The sequence below is a fragment of the Paenibacillus puldeungensis genome (genome assembly GCF_042678945.1).
GTDB classification, from domain to species: Bacteria; Bacillota; Bacilli; order Paenibacillales; family Paenibacillaceae; genus Fontibacillus; species Fontibacillus puldeungensis.
In genome coordinates, this window is the sequence record NZ_JBHTLM010000004.1 from 116,767 (window position 1) to 131,518 (window position 14,752).

15 protein-coding genes are annotated in these 14,752 nt (G+C 48.5%); 11 read left to right on the forward strand and 4 right to left on the reverse strand.

From position 1 onward, the window contains the following. Positions 1 to 73 precede the first annotated feature (73 nt). Positions 74 to 1,348 carry an MFS transporter gene (locus tag ACFQ3W_RS07415; protein WP_379318193.1) on the forward strand — a complete coding sequence of 425 codons (1,275 nt, stop codon included), beginning with the start codon at positions 74 to 76 and terminating at the stop codon, positions 1,346 to 1,348. A 24-nt stretch (positions 1,349 to 1,372) separates the two neighbouring features. Here the strand turns inward: ACFQ3W_RS07415 and ACFQ3W_RS07420 are convergent, their stop codons facing one another. Continuing rightward, positions 1,373 to 2,002, reverse strand: a complete 630-nt coding sequence (locus ACFQ3W_RS07420) for a YktB family protein (RefSeq protein WP_379318195.1) — start codon at positions 2,000 to 2,002, stop codon at positions 1,373 to 1,375. A 353-nt stretch (positions 2,003 to 2,355) separates the two neighbouring features. On the opposite strand from ACFQ3W_RS07420, the gene ACFQ3W_RS07425 reads away from it, so the two are divergent. The 6 genes from ACFQ3W_RS07425 (at position 2,356) to ptsP (ending at position 8,953) form a co-directional block, all read left to right on the forward strand. Then, positions 2,356 to 2,952 (forward strand): hypothetical protein, encoded by a 597-nt coding sequence (locus ACFQ3W_RS07425; RefSeq protein ID WP_379318197.1) that lies wholly within the window; start codon positions 2,356 to 2,358, stop codon positions 2,950 to 2,952. Positions 2,953 to 3,145: 193 nt separating this feature from the next. Continuing rightward, entirely contained in the window at positions 3,146 to 4,555 is a 1,410-nt protein-coding gene (gene gndA / locus ACFQ3W_RS07430) for an NADP-dependent phosphogluconate dehydrogenase (protein WP_379318199.1), read from the forward strand. 203 nt (positions 4,556 to 4,758) lie between these two features. Beyond that, positions 4,759 to 5,271, forward strand: a complete 513-nt coding sequence (locus ACFQ3W_RS07435; RefSeq protein WP_379318201.1) for a shikimate kinase — start codon at positions 4,759 to 4,761, stop codon at positions 5,269 to 5,271. A gap of 24 nt (positions 5,272 to 5,295) precedes the next feature. Continuing rightward, complete coding sequence (gene aroA / locus ACFQ3W_RS07440) at positions 5,296 to 6,588, forward strand: 3-phosphoshikimate 1-carboxyvinyltransferase (protein ID WP_379318203.1); 1,293 nt, start codon at positions 5,296 to 5,298, stop codon at positions 6,586 to 6,588. 36 nt (positions 6,589 to 6,624) lie between these two features. Beyond that, the gene (locus tag ACFQ3W_RS07445; RefSeq protein ID WP_379318626.1) at positions 6,625 to 7,053 is read left to right on the forward strand and encodes a CoA-binding protein; all 429 of its coding nucleotides are present in this window, start codon (positions 6,625 to 6,627) and stop codon (positions 7,051 to 7,053) included. A gap of 157 nt (positions 7,054 to 7,210) precedes the next feature. After that, complete coding sequence (gene ptsP, locus ACFQ3W_RS07450; RefSeq protein ID WP_379318205.1) at positions 7,211 to 8,953, forward strand: phosphoenolpyruvate--protein phosphotransferase; 1,743 nt, start codon at positions 7,211 to 7,213, stop codon at positions 8,951 to 8,953. Positions 8,954 to 9,059: 106 nt separating this feature from the next. On the opposite strand, the gene ACFQ3W_RS07455 is transcribed toward ptsP, so the two are convergent. Further along, positions 9,060 to 9,596 (reverse strand): type 1 glutamine amidotransferase domain-containing protein, encoded by a 537-nt coding sequence (locus ACFQ3W_RS07455; RefSeq protein WP_379318628.1) that lies wholly within the window; start codon positions 9,594 to 9,596, stop codon positions 9,060 to 9,062. Positions 9,597 to 9,820: 224 nt separating this feature from the next. On the opposite strand from ACFQ3W_RS07455, the gene ACFQ3W_RS07460 reads away from it, so the two are divergent. The 4 genes from ACFQ3W_RS07460 to ACFQ3W_RS07475 all read left to right on the forward strand — a co-directional run bounded on the left by ACFQ3W_RS07460 (position 9,821) and on the right by ACFQ3W_RS07475 (position 12,719). Next, a complete protein-coding gene (locus ACFQ3W_RS07460) occupies positions 9,821 to 10,264 on the forward strand; it encodes a hypothetical protein (protein ID WP_379318207.1) in 444 nt (147 codons plus the stop codon). 113 nt (positions 10,265 to 10,377) lie between these two features. Continuing rightward, positions 10,378 to 10,719 carry a bacillithiol system redox-active protein YtxJ gene (ytxJ, locus tag ACFQ3W_RS07465; RefSeq protein WP_379318630.1) on the forward strand — a complete coding sequence of 114 codons (342 nt, stop codon included), beginning with the start codon at positions 10,378 to 10,380 and terminating at the stop codon, positions 10,717 to 10,719. A 112-nt stretch (positions 10,720 to 10,831) separates the two neighbouring features. Beyond that, the gene (gene ccpA / locus ACFQ3W_RS07470) at positions 10,832 to 11,836 is read left to right on the forward strand and encodes a catabolite control protein A (RefSeq protein WP_379318209.1); all 1,005 of its coding nucleotides are present in this window, start codon (positions 10,832 to 10,834) and stop codon (positions 11,834 to 11,836) included. Positions 11,837 to 11,996: 160 nt separating this feature from the next. Next, the gene (locus tag ACFQ3W_RS07475) at positions 11,997 to 12,719 is read left to right on the forward strand and encodes a 5'-methylthioadenosine/adenosylhomocysteine nucleosidase (protein ID WP_379318632.1); all 723 of its coding nucleotides are present in this window, start codon (positions 11,997 to 11,999) and stop codon (positions 12,717 to 12,719) included. Between the two features lie 27 nt (positions 12,720 to 12,746). Here the strand turns inward: ACFQ3W_RS07475 and ACFQ3W_RS07480 are convergent, their stop codons facing one another. Together ACFQ3W_RS07480 and ACFQ3W_RS07485 are read right to left on the reverse strand one after the other, a co-directional pair. Then, positions 12,747 to 13,925, reverse strand: a complete 1,179-nt coding sequence (locus ACFQ3W_RS07480) for an acetoin utilization protein AcuC (protein ID WP_379318211.1) — start codon at positions 13,923 to 13,925, stop codon at positions 12,747 to 12,749. A 60-nt stretch (positions 13,926 to 13,985) separates the two neighbouring features. Beyond that, a complete protein-coding gene (locus tag ACFQ3W_RS07485; protein WP_379318213.1) occupies positions 13,986 to 14,618 on the reverse strand; it encodes a GNAT family N-acetyltransferase in 633 nt (210 codons plus the stop codon). Between the last annotated feature and the right edge of the window lie 134 nt (positions 14,619 to 14,752).

The following is a 14,752-nucleotide window of genomic DNA, read 5'->3' on the forward strand; positions in this document are numbered from 1 at the left end:
AGTTGCATTAAAAAGAGGACAGACTAATAGGAAGAATTCATTTTTCGTTAATGATGGGGAGGGATACAGATTTATGGAATTGACTTCTAGACTAGCACGTAAAAATTTGCTCAATCCTACGTTTGCCAGCCTATGGATTATTATGTTTGTGGTGGAGTTTGTAAAAGGATCGTTAATCGTCGCCATACTTCCTGTTTACATGGGAGATGTGCTTAAGCTTAGCGCCTTTGCTATTGGTTTGTCCTTTTCGCTGCAATATATCGGAGACAATGTGTTCCGAAGTCCTGCGGGATGGTTAATTGAACGGATCGGATTTCGCACAACAATTACGCTAGGGCTCTGCATTACGCTTGGGGCGGTTTCTATCATCGCCTTCCTGCATACGATGGGGTTCCTTGTTCTCGGCTGTGCACTGCTCGGGATTGGAACGGCACCGCTTTGGCCCTGCGTCATGATGGGAATTTCGGCCGTTACGGAGCAAAGCAAAAATTTTGGAACTGCGATGGGGGTCATTCAAATTTCCAGCCTCGGCGGGACAGGATTAGGACCTGTGATTATTAACTTTTTCGTAGACGGTTCAAATTCCTATCGGCCCGTATTTTGGTTTTTGTTAGGCTGCATCGCTACGATTATTGTCGTGTCGTTGGTTCTTCCCGGCAAAAAGCCTGTTCATTTATCAGCATCGGCACAGGCCGTAAATACAGCTGGTTCGACTCAAGGCCATTCGCTTTGGGAGGGAGGGGTGCTGAATAACATCCGTAAAACGTTTCGTCAAGTCCGTGACAATTTGCACGTTAGCCCGCTGCTATACCCTTCATTATTTCTGCAATCTTTTGCCATCGGCTTGCTTACCCCAGTGATCACCTTGTTCGTACGGACAGAGCTTGGCTTCTCACCGGAAACTTACAGTATCATGCTAATTATCGGAGGGGGAATTACGGTTATCGGACTGATTCCGATCGGCAAGCTCGTAGACCGTTTCGGAACACGCTGGTTTTTACATATCGGCTTTGCACTGTCGGCAACATCTATCGGCTTGTTTTCCATGATCCGTTCCACCCCGATGATTTGGATGTTGGTCATTCTGATAGGTATTAGCTATGCCTTAATTCTCCCTACCTGGGATACGATGATTTCACACATGCTTCCTAAAGGGGAAAAAGGTACGGTATGGGGGCTGTTTCTTACGATTCAAGGCTCCGGCATGGTGGCTGGGCCGATTTTGTCCGGAAAACTGTGGGATTTGCTTGGCCCCCCGGCTCCGTTCGTAGCTAGTAGCACTGCAATGGTCATTTTGTTCTTTTTGCATATTGCCTTGGAGCGACATGAAAGCAGCCTCTCCAGATAGTATCTTGGGAGGCTGCAGCAGTATTTATTGCAAAAATGCATTCTTATATAAGGGCAGCAAGGCTTCGAACGTTTCCTCGATCGTTTTTAGAAGCTTACCACCGTCTCCCAACAAGGATTCGTCCTGTTCCAAACGAAGTCCACAGATGATTTCAGCTTTCTTTACCGTACTTAGCTTCTCAGCCCATTCTTTTAGCTGAGCGCTGTTGGCTTCCGCATGAGAGGTACCGCCAGGATCCATGTGGTCAAGGGACCAATAGAACCTGTCAGGGAGCGTCTTCTTAATCTCTGAGGCATGCTTGTCCAAATAACGGGCAAAAACAGTCTTGTTTGGACTTTCATAAATGACGGCAAAAACGATAAACAAATGGGTAGAGAACATGCCGACTTCAAAATGGGGCAGCGCTTTGTATCCACGTTTACTGGCTGCCCAGGCTACCCAGGTATCCTTCGGCGGGTTCACTGTACGCCGGGCGTGCTTGGCCACATGCGGAAACATTTCTTCACCGCAAAGCGCGGACAGATATGGCGACAGCTCCGCTCCAAGCACCTCAAGCTTAGGTCTTACTCTGCCGATGATGGCTTCCATGCGTGGCTCTAGGCCGGGAACCGTAAGGGCTTGAAAATCCTCTTTTGTAAAACCGGTAAAATTCATATGTGATTATACCTCCAAATTCATACATCGAGTAAAGGTCGTTACTATGGTTCTTCCAGTATATCATATCGTTCCCTGTCGTCTGTTCAGCGATTTAAACGAATCAAAAATGTGCAGGTCGCAGCATCGTCTGAATTTTTAGCAAGTCCGCGTTAACCCTGCCCGAAACGGTTAAAATTAATCAATAATCCAAGTTCCTTGACATAAGATGGAGATAAGAACGGTAACGCAAGTTTTGTCCGAAGTAATCGTAGAAGTTAACGCTCACAAAACTAAGCGTATGCTTTCGTAGCAAGTTTTGTTCGAAGTGCAACAGGAAGTTAATGCTCACAAAACTTTTAGGAGGGAGTGCCGTGAATAAAAGTTACGAGGTGGAATATTGCAACCTGGAACTCCGATTTGATCGCCGGCACATACAACAATTAATCCGTGATTTGATTCAAGACGGGTATTCTTTATATTGGAGCGAGAACGAGTCCGTGTTCATTATTTCCGTACGCACGGGGCGAAAGCTGACGAAGCTGAGGTTTCAGCGTCTCGCCAAAGGATACAAGCTGGTAGGCGATTATGTTATTCGCGATGCGAAGCTGGCGGATTGGCTGGAAAAGCTGATCGGGGATTTGCGCGGACACGCGGTGGTCAAGCGGTTTAAGGATCGGCAAATTTACATTGAAAATATTTTGTTCGGAGAAGTCATTCGGCTGGTGGAGATTTCCGGGATGGAGCACCGGGTGATTTATCAGAAAGGCCCTGCCGCCGATGTGGAACGAATGGCTGAATTGTTCGCTTCGGAGTCGGCGGAGCAGCAGCTAGAGAGCCTCCAGCAGGAGCTTGATGACGAACTCGAGAGGCTGTATGAAGCCTTGCAGCAGGGTGATACGGTTGCTTCTGAAGCCTCCAAGGAGAAGCTTCGTAAGTTGCGGATGGAACTCATCCGTCTTGAATGGTAATTCTGATTTTGGTCAACTCTATCGAGGAAGAGCTTCTGCCTCCAAATAAATAGCTTATGCGAAATATCATTGCATGTTTTCCCCCTGAGCATCAGGGGTTGTTTTTTGGATGGCCGCTCGGGGTTCACTTCTGTACACAAAAGAGTTAAAATGATAATATTGAAAAAAATATAGTGTGCAAAGGATGGAGACCATGTCAAAACAACAAATCGGCGTTATCGGCTTAGCCGTTATGGGCAAAAATTTGGCCCTAAATATTGAAAGTCGGGGCTTCACCGTATCGGTGTTCAACCGCTCTCCGCAAAAAACTCATGATCTATTGGAAAATGAAGGCAAGGGCAAAAACCTGGTCGGTGCATTTTCCGTCGAAGAATTCGTAAATTCGTTAGAAACACCGCGTAAAATTTTGATTATGGTACAAGCCGGTCCTGCGACAGACGCTACAATTGAACAACTGCTTCCGTACCTGGATCAAGGCGACATCATTATCGACGGAGGTAACGCGCACTTCCCGGATACGCAGCGCCGCAGCAAGGAGCTTGAAGCCAAAGGTTTCCGCTTTATCGGTACCGGGGTATCGGGTGGGGAAGAAGGTGCCTTGAATGGCCCAGCCATCATGCCGGGCGGACAAGAAAGTGCCTACAAACTCGTTGAACCGATTCTGACGGCTATTTCTGCCAAAGTAAACGGCGATCCCTGCTGTACATACATCGGACCGGACGGTGCCGGACACTATGTAAAAATGGTGCACAACGGCATTGAATATGGCGATATGCAGTTGATCGGCGAAGCTTATCATATGCTGAAAGACGTGCTTGGCGTTGACGCTAAGGAATTGCACGAGATTTTCACCGAATGGAATAAAGGAGAGCTGGACAGCTATCTGATCGAAATCACTGCCGACATCTTCTCCCAATATGATGAAGAAACCGGCAAACCGATGGTTGACGTGATCCTTGATGCCGCCGGACAAAAAGGAACCGGAAAATGGACAAGCCAAAGTGCGCTCGACCTGGGCGTTCCGCTTTCCATGATCACGGAATCCGTATTTTCCCGTTTCTTGTCAGCGATGAAAGAAGAACGTGTCGCAGCCAGCAAGATTTTGAACGGTCCAGCCAGGAAGTCATTTAGTGGCGATAAACAGGAATTCATTGAAAATGTCCGTAAAGCTCTGTTCGCTAGTAAGATCGTTTCTTATGCTCAAGGCTTTGCTCAAATGCGTGCCGCTTCCGATGAATACGGTTGGGATTTGAAATACGGCAATATCGCAATGATTTTCCGCGGCGGTTGCATTATTCGCTCGCAGTTCTTGCACAACATCAAGGATGCTTATGACCGCGATCCTGCGCTCAAAAATCTGCTGCTTGACCCTTACTTTAAAAATGTTGTGGAAAGCTACCAAGATGCTTGGCGTAAAGTGATCAGCGTCGCGGTAGAGAACGGAATTCCGGTTCCTGGTTTCTCGAGCGCTCTGTCCTACTATGACAGCTATCGTACGGAGCGTCTGCCGGCCAACCTGCTGCAAGCGCAACGCGACTACTTTGGTGCACATACATTCAAACGGGTTGATAAGGAAGGCGTCTTCCACCATCAATGGTTCTAAGATAACGAAAATTCTAGAAACGTTTTGACCACGGCGTCTAGGGGAGCGGTTTAGCACCCTTAGACGCTTTTTTGCAGTACAAGTTGATTTGATTTATCAAATTATGCCATGGACTAGGAGGCATGTGCGTGTTCAAAATATACCAGCCTGTGTTATGATATGAAAAAGTTTATATCAAAGCCTCAGACCGAAGGTGAATTAACGTGCATAAACCTATTAAAAATATCGTCCTGATCGGGATGATGGGTACCGGAAAATCAACCGTAGGCGCTTCCTTGGCTATCAAAACGGGGCTGAAGTTGGTTGATCTTGACCAGCGGATTGTGGAGAAGGCTGGACTAACGATTCCAGAAATTTTTAGGGAGAAAGGCGAGGCGTCATTTCGTGATATGGAAGCTTCGATCCTTGATAGCGCCCTTGAAGAGAAGGGAGTCGTTTTAGCGACCGGCGGGGGCGTCGTGCTGCGTGAGGAGAATCGCCGTGTGATGCTGGACAAAGGCCTGGTTATTGCCTTAAAGGCTGCGCCCGAGGAAATCGTAACCCGTGTCGGGGAGGATGACAATCGTCCATTGCTTGCCGGCGGGGCGAGAGAACGGATTATGAAGCTGCTTGAAGAGCGCAAGCACGCGTATGACTTTGCCCACTATATGATTGATACAACGGGGAAAAGTGTGGAACAAGTAACGGCTGATATTTTAACGCATTACCGCGGCTAAATAACAATGAAAAGGGGAATGAACATGGACGTTATCGTAAGGCCTACGCCTGAACTAAACGGTGAGATTGGAGCTTTGTCCTCCAAAAACTATACGACCCGTTACTTGCTTGTCGCCGCTTTGGCGGAAGGGACTAGTACGGTAAACTATCCCGCTCATAGCGAAGACAGTGACGCGATGCGCCGTTGCATTGCCGATCTTGGCGCGGTTCTTACGGAGGATGAGGAAAAAATCGTAATTACAGGCTTTGGCCGTCGCCCTAAAGACGTAAAAGAGCTTAACGTCGGCAATGCCGGAGCAGTGCTGCGTTTCCTGATGGCAATCGCAGCTTTATGCCCTGAGGTAACGTTTGTTAACACGTACCCGGATTCGCTCGGCAAACGCCCGCATGACGATTTGATTAATGCGCTTGGCCAGATGGGTGTAGAGGTAGAGCATCGCGAAGGCCGCCTGCCGATTACAATCCGCGGCGGAGTGCCAAAGGGTGGCAAAATTAGGGTATCCGGCGCGGTAAGCTCCCAGTATTTGAGTGCGCTTCTGTTCCTTACACCTCTGCTGGAGGAAGACAGCGAAATCGAAGTGCTGGATGATCTCAAATCCAAGGTGGTTGTGGGACAAACGTTGGAGGTGCTGGAGCAGGCTGGCATTGTGGTTCACGCTAGCTCCGACTACATGCATTTCCGTGTACCGGGGGGCCAGTCTTATCAAGCGAAAACCTATACGGTTCAGGGAGATTATCCGGGGTCCGCGGCGATTTTGGCGGCGGCAGCCGTCACAAAGTCAAACGTGAAGGTGCATCGACTAGCCGAACAAAGCAAGCAAGGGGAGCGCGCTGTGGTGGATGTTCTCCAAATGATGGATGTGCCCCTGACCCATCAGGATGGGACGGTGCATATACAAGGAAACGGTCGTTTGCGCCCTGTGGAGTTTGACGGAGACGCCGCGACAGATGCCGTGCTGGCCATGGTGGCCGCTGCCGTCTTTGCGGAGGGAACCTCGCGTTTTTACAATGTGGAAAATTTACGTTATAAGGAATGTGATCGAATTACCGATTACCTTCATGAGCTTAAAAAAGCAGGGGCGGATGTCGAGGAGCGGCAGGCGGAAATCATCGTCCACGGGCGCCCGTCCGGTCTGGAAGGCGGGGTCGAGATCAATGCGCATTACGATCACCGAGTGATTATGGCGCTTACTGTTGTAGGCTTGCGCTGCAAAAAGCCGCTTGTCATCAAGGACGCTCATCATGTTGCAAAATCTTATCCTCAATTTTTTGATCATATGATTACGCTTGGCGCATCGATCGAGAGGGTAGAATAAACATATTACAGCAACCATTTAAGGGAGGAAGCAATGATGGCATTTGAGAATCCAAGTCGTGAAGAAATCAAGGAAATCCTACTGAACGCCGGCAACATCGCCGTAGTCGGCCTGTCCGACAAAACCGATCGTACCTCTTACATGGTAGCCCAGGCGCTGCAAAACAACGGTTATCATATTATTCCGGTCAATCCTACGGTAAACGGGGAGATCCTTGGCGAAAAAGTTTATTCCTCACTTTCGGAAATTCCGGAACCAGTTGATATTGTTAACGTATTCCGCCGCAGTGAACAGACACCCCCTGTAGCGGAGGAAGCGGTGAAGATTGGGGCCCGCGTGCTTTGGCTGCAGCTTGGTATTTCAAGCGATGAAGCCTATGAGATTGCCTCAAACGGTGGCCTTAAGGTCATTATGGACCGCTGTATCAAGGTTGAAGACAGCATATTGATCGGAAAAAGAAAATAGCTACTTGATTGCCGAAGGGGACTATTCTTTGCGAAGGTCCCTTTTTGGTCCGGGCTTTTTTCCTTTGACAAATTTAACGGGCTAGGATTACCATAATGGAATAGAGAGAGGGTATCCTATAAAGATACTTCAGAAGCAGGACATAGGGGGGCAATACATGATACAGGGGATCGGCGCAGCAGCGGGAGTAGCGATCGGCAAGGCTTTTGTGCTGCCCGCCTGGGAATGGGATGTACCGGATCAGCGACTGGATAAGGTTGATCTGGCGAAAGAATTCGAACGGTTATACGAGGGGATTCGGACATCCAAAACCGAGATAGAAGTGATGAAAAACGAGATCAAGGAAACGGTCGGTGCTGAGGAGTCGGGAATTTTTGATGCTCACCTGGCCATTCTGGAAGATCCCGTTTTTATGAGTGAAATCCGGGGAATTATCGAACGTCAGTACAAGGCGGCCGAGGTTGCTGTGAAGGAAGCCATCGACCATTTTGTAACGATGTTTGATCTCCTGGACGATGAATACATGAAGGAGCGGGCGCTCGACATCAAAGATGTCGGAAATCGCTTGCTTAAGCATTTGTTGGGTACTCCGGATATTACGCTGCCGGCAGATACGCAGCCTTATATATTGGTGGCTAAGGAACTGTCGCCTTCCCAGCTTGTCCATTTGAATCCGGATAACGTGCTTGGCATGGTAACGATGGCTGGCGGGAAAACGTCTCATTCCGCAATCATGGCCCGGGCGCTAGGGATTCCTCTCGTATCAGGACTCGAGAATAAGCTTTCTGAACCGTTGCAAACGGGAGATCTGCTAATTATCGACGGTGACGAAGGATATTTATATTTAAATCCAGAGCGGGATATCGTCGATCGATATACCGAGGTGGCCGAGAAGCAGCGCCGCCGGAAAGAGCAACTTCAACTGCTGGCTGCGGTAGAGTCGGTGACTAAAGACGGCGTACATGTCCGTTTGGCGGGCAATATCAGTTCCGTTAAAGATCTGGAGCTGGCCCTTAAATACGGTGCCGAAGGTGTGGGGCTGTTCCGTACGGAGTTCTTGTACATGGATCGTTCCTCTTTCCCTGGAGAAGAAGAGCAGTTTGAGGTGTACCGTCAGGTTGCGGAGAAGGCCGGGACTCATCCTGTTGTCATTCGCACCCTGGATATCGGCGGGGATAAGCAGCTGGAGTACTTCGAACTGCCGGAAGAGGATAATCCCGTATTGGGCTATCGGGCGATTCGGATTAGTCTAGATCGACGGGAACTGTTCCAGACTCAGCTTACTGCGATCTTACGCGCCAGCGCCTACGGCAACGTCAAGATCATGTACCCGATGATTTCCTCTTTGGAAGAGATCAGGGAGGCCAATGGGATTTTGGCGGATGCGAAGCGGGATTTGGATGCGCGGAGCATTTCGTACAATTCGCAGATTCAGGTCGGCATTATGATAGAGGTTCCGGCAGCAGCGGCGATTGCCGATTTGCTGGCGGAGGAAGCGGATTTCTTCAGTATTGGAACCAACGACTTGGTTCAATATGTCTTAGCGGTTGACCGGATGAATGAGAAGATCGCTCATCTGTACCATCCATTCCATCCGGCTGTACTTCGCTTGCTGCGGCAAACGGTACAGGCCGCTAAATCGGCAGGAATTCCCGTCAGCGTATGTGGAGAAATGGCCGGGGATGAGAAGGCGGTACCGGTATGGCTTCATCTTGGCGTGAGCGACCTAAGCATGTCGCCGCAATCCTTGCTTCGAGTGAAGCATAGAATTCTGAATTCGACGGCTGAGGAAAGCAAAGGAGTCGGGGCTGCTTGCTATCGCTTGCCAACCAGTGATCAGATAGAAGCTGAGCTAATCCGCTTCGGACATGAGATGGAGAAAGACAGGCTCTGCAATTGAGTTCTAAAAAAGGGTAAAAAAAACCGCTGTCGCCGGTTTAAGGTGACGGCGGTTTGCCGTTTCAAGGAGCAAATGCCGGTAAAAAAATGACTCATTCTCTTAAATATTACCGGCGTTCTGCCTCGGCAAGCGCATCAACAAAGGCCTTTCCATATGGCGGCAAATCCGGTGGCCGTCGGGCCGAAATAATATGCCCGTCCACGACGACCGGCTCGTCTTTCCATATGGCTCCGGCATTTTCCATATCGTCTCGGATGCCCGGGGTAGACGTAACGGTAACGCCGCGTAAAATCCCGGCCGAGATGAGCACCCACCCAGCGTGGCAAATTTGCCCGATCGGTTTCTTTACTTTGTCCAGCTCGCGAACGATATTTAGCACCTGACTGTATCGCCGCAGCTTATCCGGTGCCCAGCCGCCGGGGACAAGAATGCCATCATAGTTACTGGCATCGATTTCCTCAAAAGAGAATTCGGCCTGTGCGGGCACGCCGTACTTGCCAATGTATTTTTTCCCTTTCTCCGGTCCTACGAGGTGGACTTCAGCTCCTTCTTCGCGTACCCGATAGATCGGGTACCAGAGCTCCAAATCCTCAAATTCCTCATCAACTAAGGCAATGATCTTTTTCCCAATAAGTCTCAAAATCGTTCCCTCCCGCCCTTTAGCGCTCTTGACGAAATACCGTTTCAATATTTTAATTGTATCAAAAAAGATAAATACTTTCATGCCGGGCGGCGTATGCCCTTCTTTCCATACATGGTAATTTTAAGGATTTACCACTAATTGCAGGAGAAGGATATAGGCTAGTCGAATATAAATGAATATTCATCGGTGCTATTAAAATGTAGAGGATTAGATGAGGTGATTTTGTGCGTGAGCACTGTCATTGCGGACAAACTATGAACCTTGGCTTCAGGCTGGTTATTTTTGAAGGTTCATATGAAATTGATCGAGTGCCTATTTATGAATGCGAGGATTGCTGTAATTATGAAGTGTTTCCGGAAATAAGAGATGATTTGACGGACCTTTTAAGAGAGTTAAAACAGAACAAGGAAAACGTCCGAGTCACTTTTACGGAGATCAACGAATTGGCCGACCTTATTTTTGGAATATATCGTCAATGGAACCGAGCTGACGCACCTTCTTTTAGAGTAATGCTGGAGCAACAATGTGAGGAAAGAATCAATCTGCTACTCGATGTATATGGCTGTGCAAAAGGTATGGGAGATATAGAGTGGATGAACGATATTTCCAAACGCCTTTCCCAATTGTCTAAATATGTAAGAAAACGTCAACTTTCTAAAGCAAATTGATCGTTATTTTACGTTTTTTCTGAATAATGTTGTTTTTACATTTACATTTTTGTTAAGATATTTAACGGATAGAACATCTGGAAATTTCTTATGGAAAAGAGGGTGAAATGATCGTGTCCGAACTGATGAGAATTTCTTCGAGCGAGGAGCTTAATAACGCCTTGGACCGCTCCTCCAATCAGCCTCTTCTGCTTTTTAAACACAGCACCCGCTGTCCAATAAGCGCAGGAGCGCACTCGGAACTTGAGGCTTATTTGCAGGGAACACCAAACGAAGAGGTTACATACGGACTGGTTTACGTTGTAGAAGATCGAGCCGTGTCGAATAAAGCGGCAGAAAAGCTCGGCGTAAAACACGAATCACCTCAAGCAATCCTAATTAAGAACGGGCAAGCGGTATGGCATACGTCCCATTCCCATATCACGAAAACGGAATTGGAGAAGAATCTGCTTTAAATGAAGCGTTATCATTGCACAAAGTAGTATTTTGTCGTATCATAAATTTAATTGAAGCCTTGAACTTTACCGGATGGACGAGTGAAAATCTATTGGCAATGGAGAGAATAATGTGACGGTTACCATTTACGATGTGGCACGTGAAGCAGGCGTCTCGATGGCCACGGTTTCACGGGTTGTCAATAATAACCCCAATGTGAAGCCGCAGACCCGGAAAAAGGTATACGAAGCGATTGAACGTTTGGGCTATCGTCCTAATGCTGTAGCAAGAGGTCTTGCCAGCAAGAAGACTACCACGGTTGGCGTGGTGATTCCGGACATCTCGAATTCGATTTTTGCGGAAATCGCCAGAGGTATCGAAGATATCGCCAACATGTATCACTATAACATTATTTTGTGTAATGCGGACAAGCGGAAAGAGAAGGAGATTCGCGTCATTAACACCTTGCTTGAGAAGCAAGTGGACGGGCTCCTATTCATGGGCGGTACGGTGACGGACGAGCACATTCAGGCGTTCCAGACTTCCGCGGTTCCAATTGTGCTTTGCGCAACCAGTGATGACAAAGGATTATATCCTTCGGTCGATATTGACCATGAGGCGGCGGCTTTCGATGCGGTTAGCACACTGATCCGACACGGCCATCGAGAAATCGCGATGATTAGTGGAACACTGCAGGACCCTGCGAACGGTTATGCTCGCTTCCAAGGGTACAAACGCGCACTGGAAACGGCGGGAATTCAGTACCAAGAGGATTTGGTACGGATCGGCAATTACCGTTATGAATCCGGCGTGGAAGCGATGAAATACTTTTTGGGGCTGAAGAAACGCCCAACGGCTATATTTGCAGCAACGGATGAAATGGCGATCGGTGCCATTCATAGCATTCAGGACGAAGGGCTCAAAGTTCCTGATGACTTCTCGATTATCAGCGTTGACAATATCCGCATGGCATCGATGGTGCGTCCGCAGTTGACCACCGTAGCTCAACCGATGTACGACCTCGGCGCTGTAGCAATGCGTTTGTTGACGAAGTTGATGAAGAAAGAAACGGTGGATAATCCTCGGGTTATATTGCCGCATGAGACAATTTTACGGTTGTCTGTTAGTCATATTTGATCGGAATAGAAAGAGTTTTACACATAGAAAAATATATATGAAAAAGGTTATAAACGGAAAAAGCTCCTTCCCAAGGAGCTTTTTTAAGTATGTAGATGCATGTGATTAGGATAGGATGAATGGTATAGGTGAAATGTAAATGAGGAGTTGTTGACCTTTGGTGATCAAAACAATCGGTCTCATGGGGGCTATGGATGAAGAAATCGCGCTCCTTCTAGACAGGATCGAGAATCAAGAGCCGATAGTTGCGGCGGGAATTCGTTTTGTGAAGGGAAAGCTGCATGGTAGAGAGGTCATTGTGTGTAAATCGGGGGTCGGAAAAGTCAATGCGGCAGTAACCACACAGCTGCTTATTAACCAATTTGACGTTGATGCCGTTTGGTTCACGGGAGTTGCAGGAGCGGTGGATCCCGCTCTTAACGTTGGTGATATCGTAATTTCATCATCATGCCAGCAGCACGATATGGATGTTACTCCCCTCGGTTACCCACGGGGAACGATCCCTTATCAGGAGGTATCCGATTTTCCGGCGGATTCTGCACTGATTCGGTTGGCTGAGAGTGCCTGTAAGAGGCTGTGCCAGGGGCATAAGTATATGACCGGCAGAGTTTTGTCAGGGGATCAGTTTATAGCTGATCATCAGTTTGTGAACTCGTTTCTGTATGAGAAAATGAACGGCGCATGCGTCGAGATGGAAGGGGCGGCTGTGGCGCAAGTATGTTTTATGAATAAGGTTCCTTTTGTCGTCCTCCGTTCCATCTCCGACAAAGCAGACGGCACAGCTAACGTGAATTTCGCCGAGTTTACTTCACTGGCCTCTCGGCGTTCTTTTGAAGTGATCAACGATTTGGTGCTTCATTTGGATTCACTGGCAGTAGAATAATGAATAGGACAGTTTTTTTATTTTCTATTATGGATAATCTTGTAGAGCAACCGCGAGCATCTCGCGGTTTTTTGCTGTAATCTCTGCTCGTCTGGGGATGTCGCTCCAATGGGATAAATCGTCAAGCCAATGCGTAGGCAGCGGAACCGGTGCCTGGCTTTGCCATTTGCTGATCCAAGCCTCTGGCAGACGTTCACCTGGAAATTGGTGCAAGCTGGATTTCAGCGGGTGCTGGCTCATCTCTAGCCAGAGCAGGCTCCAGGCACGAGGAACAACCCTCCAGAAGTCATAGCCGCCGCCTCCAACCGCTACCCAACGTCCCTCGCAGTAGGTGTGGGCGAGCTCGTGGAGAATCGCCGGCATCTCCTGATAGATGGACATGCTGCAGTACATATGCGACAGGGGGTCCAAGGCGTGGGCATCACAGCCATGCAAGCTGACAATAAGGTCAGGCTTATAATGATCAACTAGTCTTCGGACGGATTCCTCAAAGCACTCCATCCATGATCCATCTTCGGTATAAGGCTGCAGAGGAATGTTCAAACAGGCGCCGTACCCATGATGCTCACCACGCTCCTGAACAAAACCGGTACCCGGAAACAAATATTTACCCGTTTCATGGATGGAATAGGTGCATACATCAGGATCTGAATAGAAGCTCCACTGTACCCCATCCCCGTGATGCACATCCGTATCGACGTAAAGGACACGTGCGCCGTATTGTCTCTGGGCATAAGCAATGGCGACGGCGACGTCGTTGTAAATGCAAAAGCCTGCAGCTTTCCCTGAAAGGGCGTGATGGAGACCGCCTGCCATATGCAGCGCATGTGTGCTGGCTCCCGAAAGCACTGCCTCCATCGCGGCAATCGTTCCTCCAACTACATGGGAGGTTGCCTCATGCATTCCGTGAAAATACGGCGTATCCTCGTCAAGAAGCCCATACTGCTCCGCTCGGCTGATCCAAGCGGGATCGGGCGATAAGACGCTCAGCTTTTTTACCGCCTCGATATAAGTCGGTTGATGAATCCAGCGGAGCTCCTCCTCTGAAGCGGGGCGCGGTTCAATCAGATGAGCCGTATCTAAAGCACCGAGTTCCGTTAGTAGATCCAGCGTTAGCTGCAGCCGTACCGGATGAAATGGATGGTTGTCATGAAACCGATAATTTAAGCTTTGTTCATGATGAACGAATACTGCACTTCCAGGCATGAAATCACACGCCTTCCTTATTGATCGCTAGAATATAGACCATAACGCCAGACTTGCACATTAATACATAAATCTCTGTTGAAATCGGATCCGGTCGAACTGCTCCTCGGAGGTCAAAGGCACTTCTTTGCCGATCCGTACCATGAGGCAGTTGGCCGGATGAGAGCAAATTTCCGGGTCGTCCGTGGCGTACCAGACCATATCGACCGTTTTCATCAGACGCTCCATCATTTTACGGTAATCCCAAACGGATAATCCGCTGTTTTTTAGATCCCAATGCCAGTAGTATTCCGTTGTAAAAACGATATAGCGCTCCATCTGGCCGTCCTCGAAGGCTGTCCGAATCATCTTGGAACCGAGGCCTAGGGAGCGGTACTCGTCTGCTACTTCTACGGCCCCTAGCTCAATTAAATCAAGCATATGCCCTTGGGACCAGCGCTCCATCTCATCGGGATAATGGAAGGTGACATAGCCGACGATGGTCGTATCCTCACGGGCCAGGATAATACGCCCTTCGGGAAGACCGGCGATTTCCACCAGCGCTGCGTGTTGATCGTCCGGTTTGCGAAACGCATCCAGATCCTTATGCATCCGCAAGCTCTTTAGGTGAGAAGGAGTAACCGGGCCTTCTATGACAATTTCATGATTATGGTGGGGCAGGGTATGGCGGATATAAGTTTTTCGGTGTTCCATGATTGCCGCCTCCTTTGCTCGTTCCCCTCACTTATAACAGAAAAATGAAAATTTGAAAAGTATAGCCTGTGTACAAAAACGTATGATATAATGATTTCCGACATAAAATTTTCACATTTGTAGCTTGTTTGTGT

Coding starts and splice junctions, on each gene's coding strand:
- ACFQ3W_RS07485 (WP_379318213.1), bottom strand. CDS start 14,618: ATGGAACACCGAAAAACTTATATCCGCCATACCCTGCCCCACCATAAT.
- ACFQ3W_RS07480 (WP_379318211.1), bottom strand. CDS start 13,925: ATGCCTGGAAGTGCAGTATTCGTTCATCATGAACAAAGCTTAAATTAT.
- ACFQ3W_RS07445 (WP_379318626.1), top strand. CDS start 6,625: ATGGCATTTGAGAATCCAAGTCGTGAAGAAATCAAGGAAATCCTACTG.
- ACFQ3W_RS07420 (WP_379318195.1), bottom strand. CDS start 2,002: ATGAATTTTACCGGTTTTACAAAAGAGGATTTTCAAGCCCTTACGGTT.
- gndA (WP_379318199.1), top strand. CDS start 3,146: ATGTCAAAACAACAAATCGGCGTTATCGGCTTAGCCGTTATGGGCAAA.
- ACFQ3W_RS07415 (WP_379318193.1), top strand. CDS start 74: ATGGAATTGACTTCTAGACTAGCACGTAAAAATTTGCTCAATCCTACG.
- ptsP (WP_379318205.1), top strand. CDS start 7,211: ATGATACAGGGGATCGGCGCAGCAGCGGGAGTAGCGATCGGCAAGGCT.
- aroA (WP_379318203.1), top strand. CDS start 5,296: ATGGACGTTATCGTAAGGCCTACGCCTGAACTAAACGGTGAGATTGGA.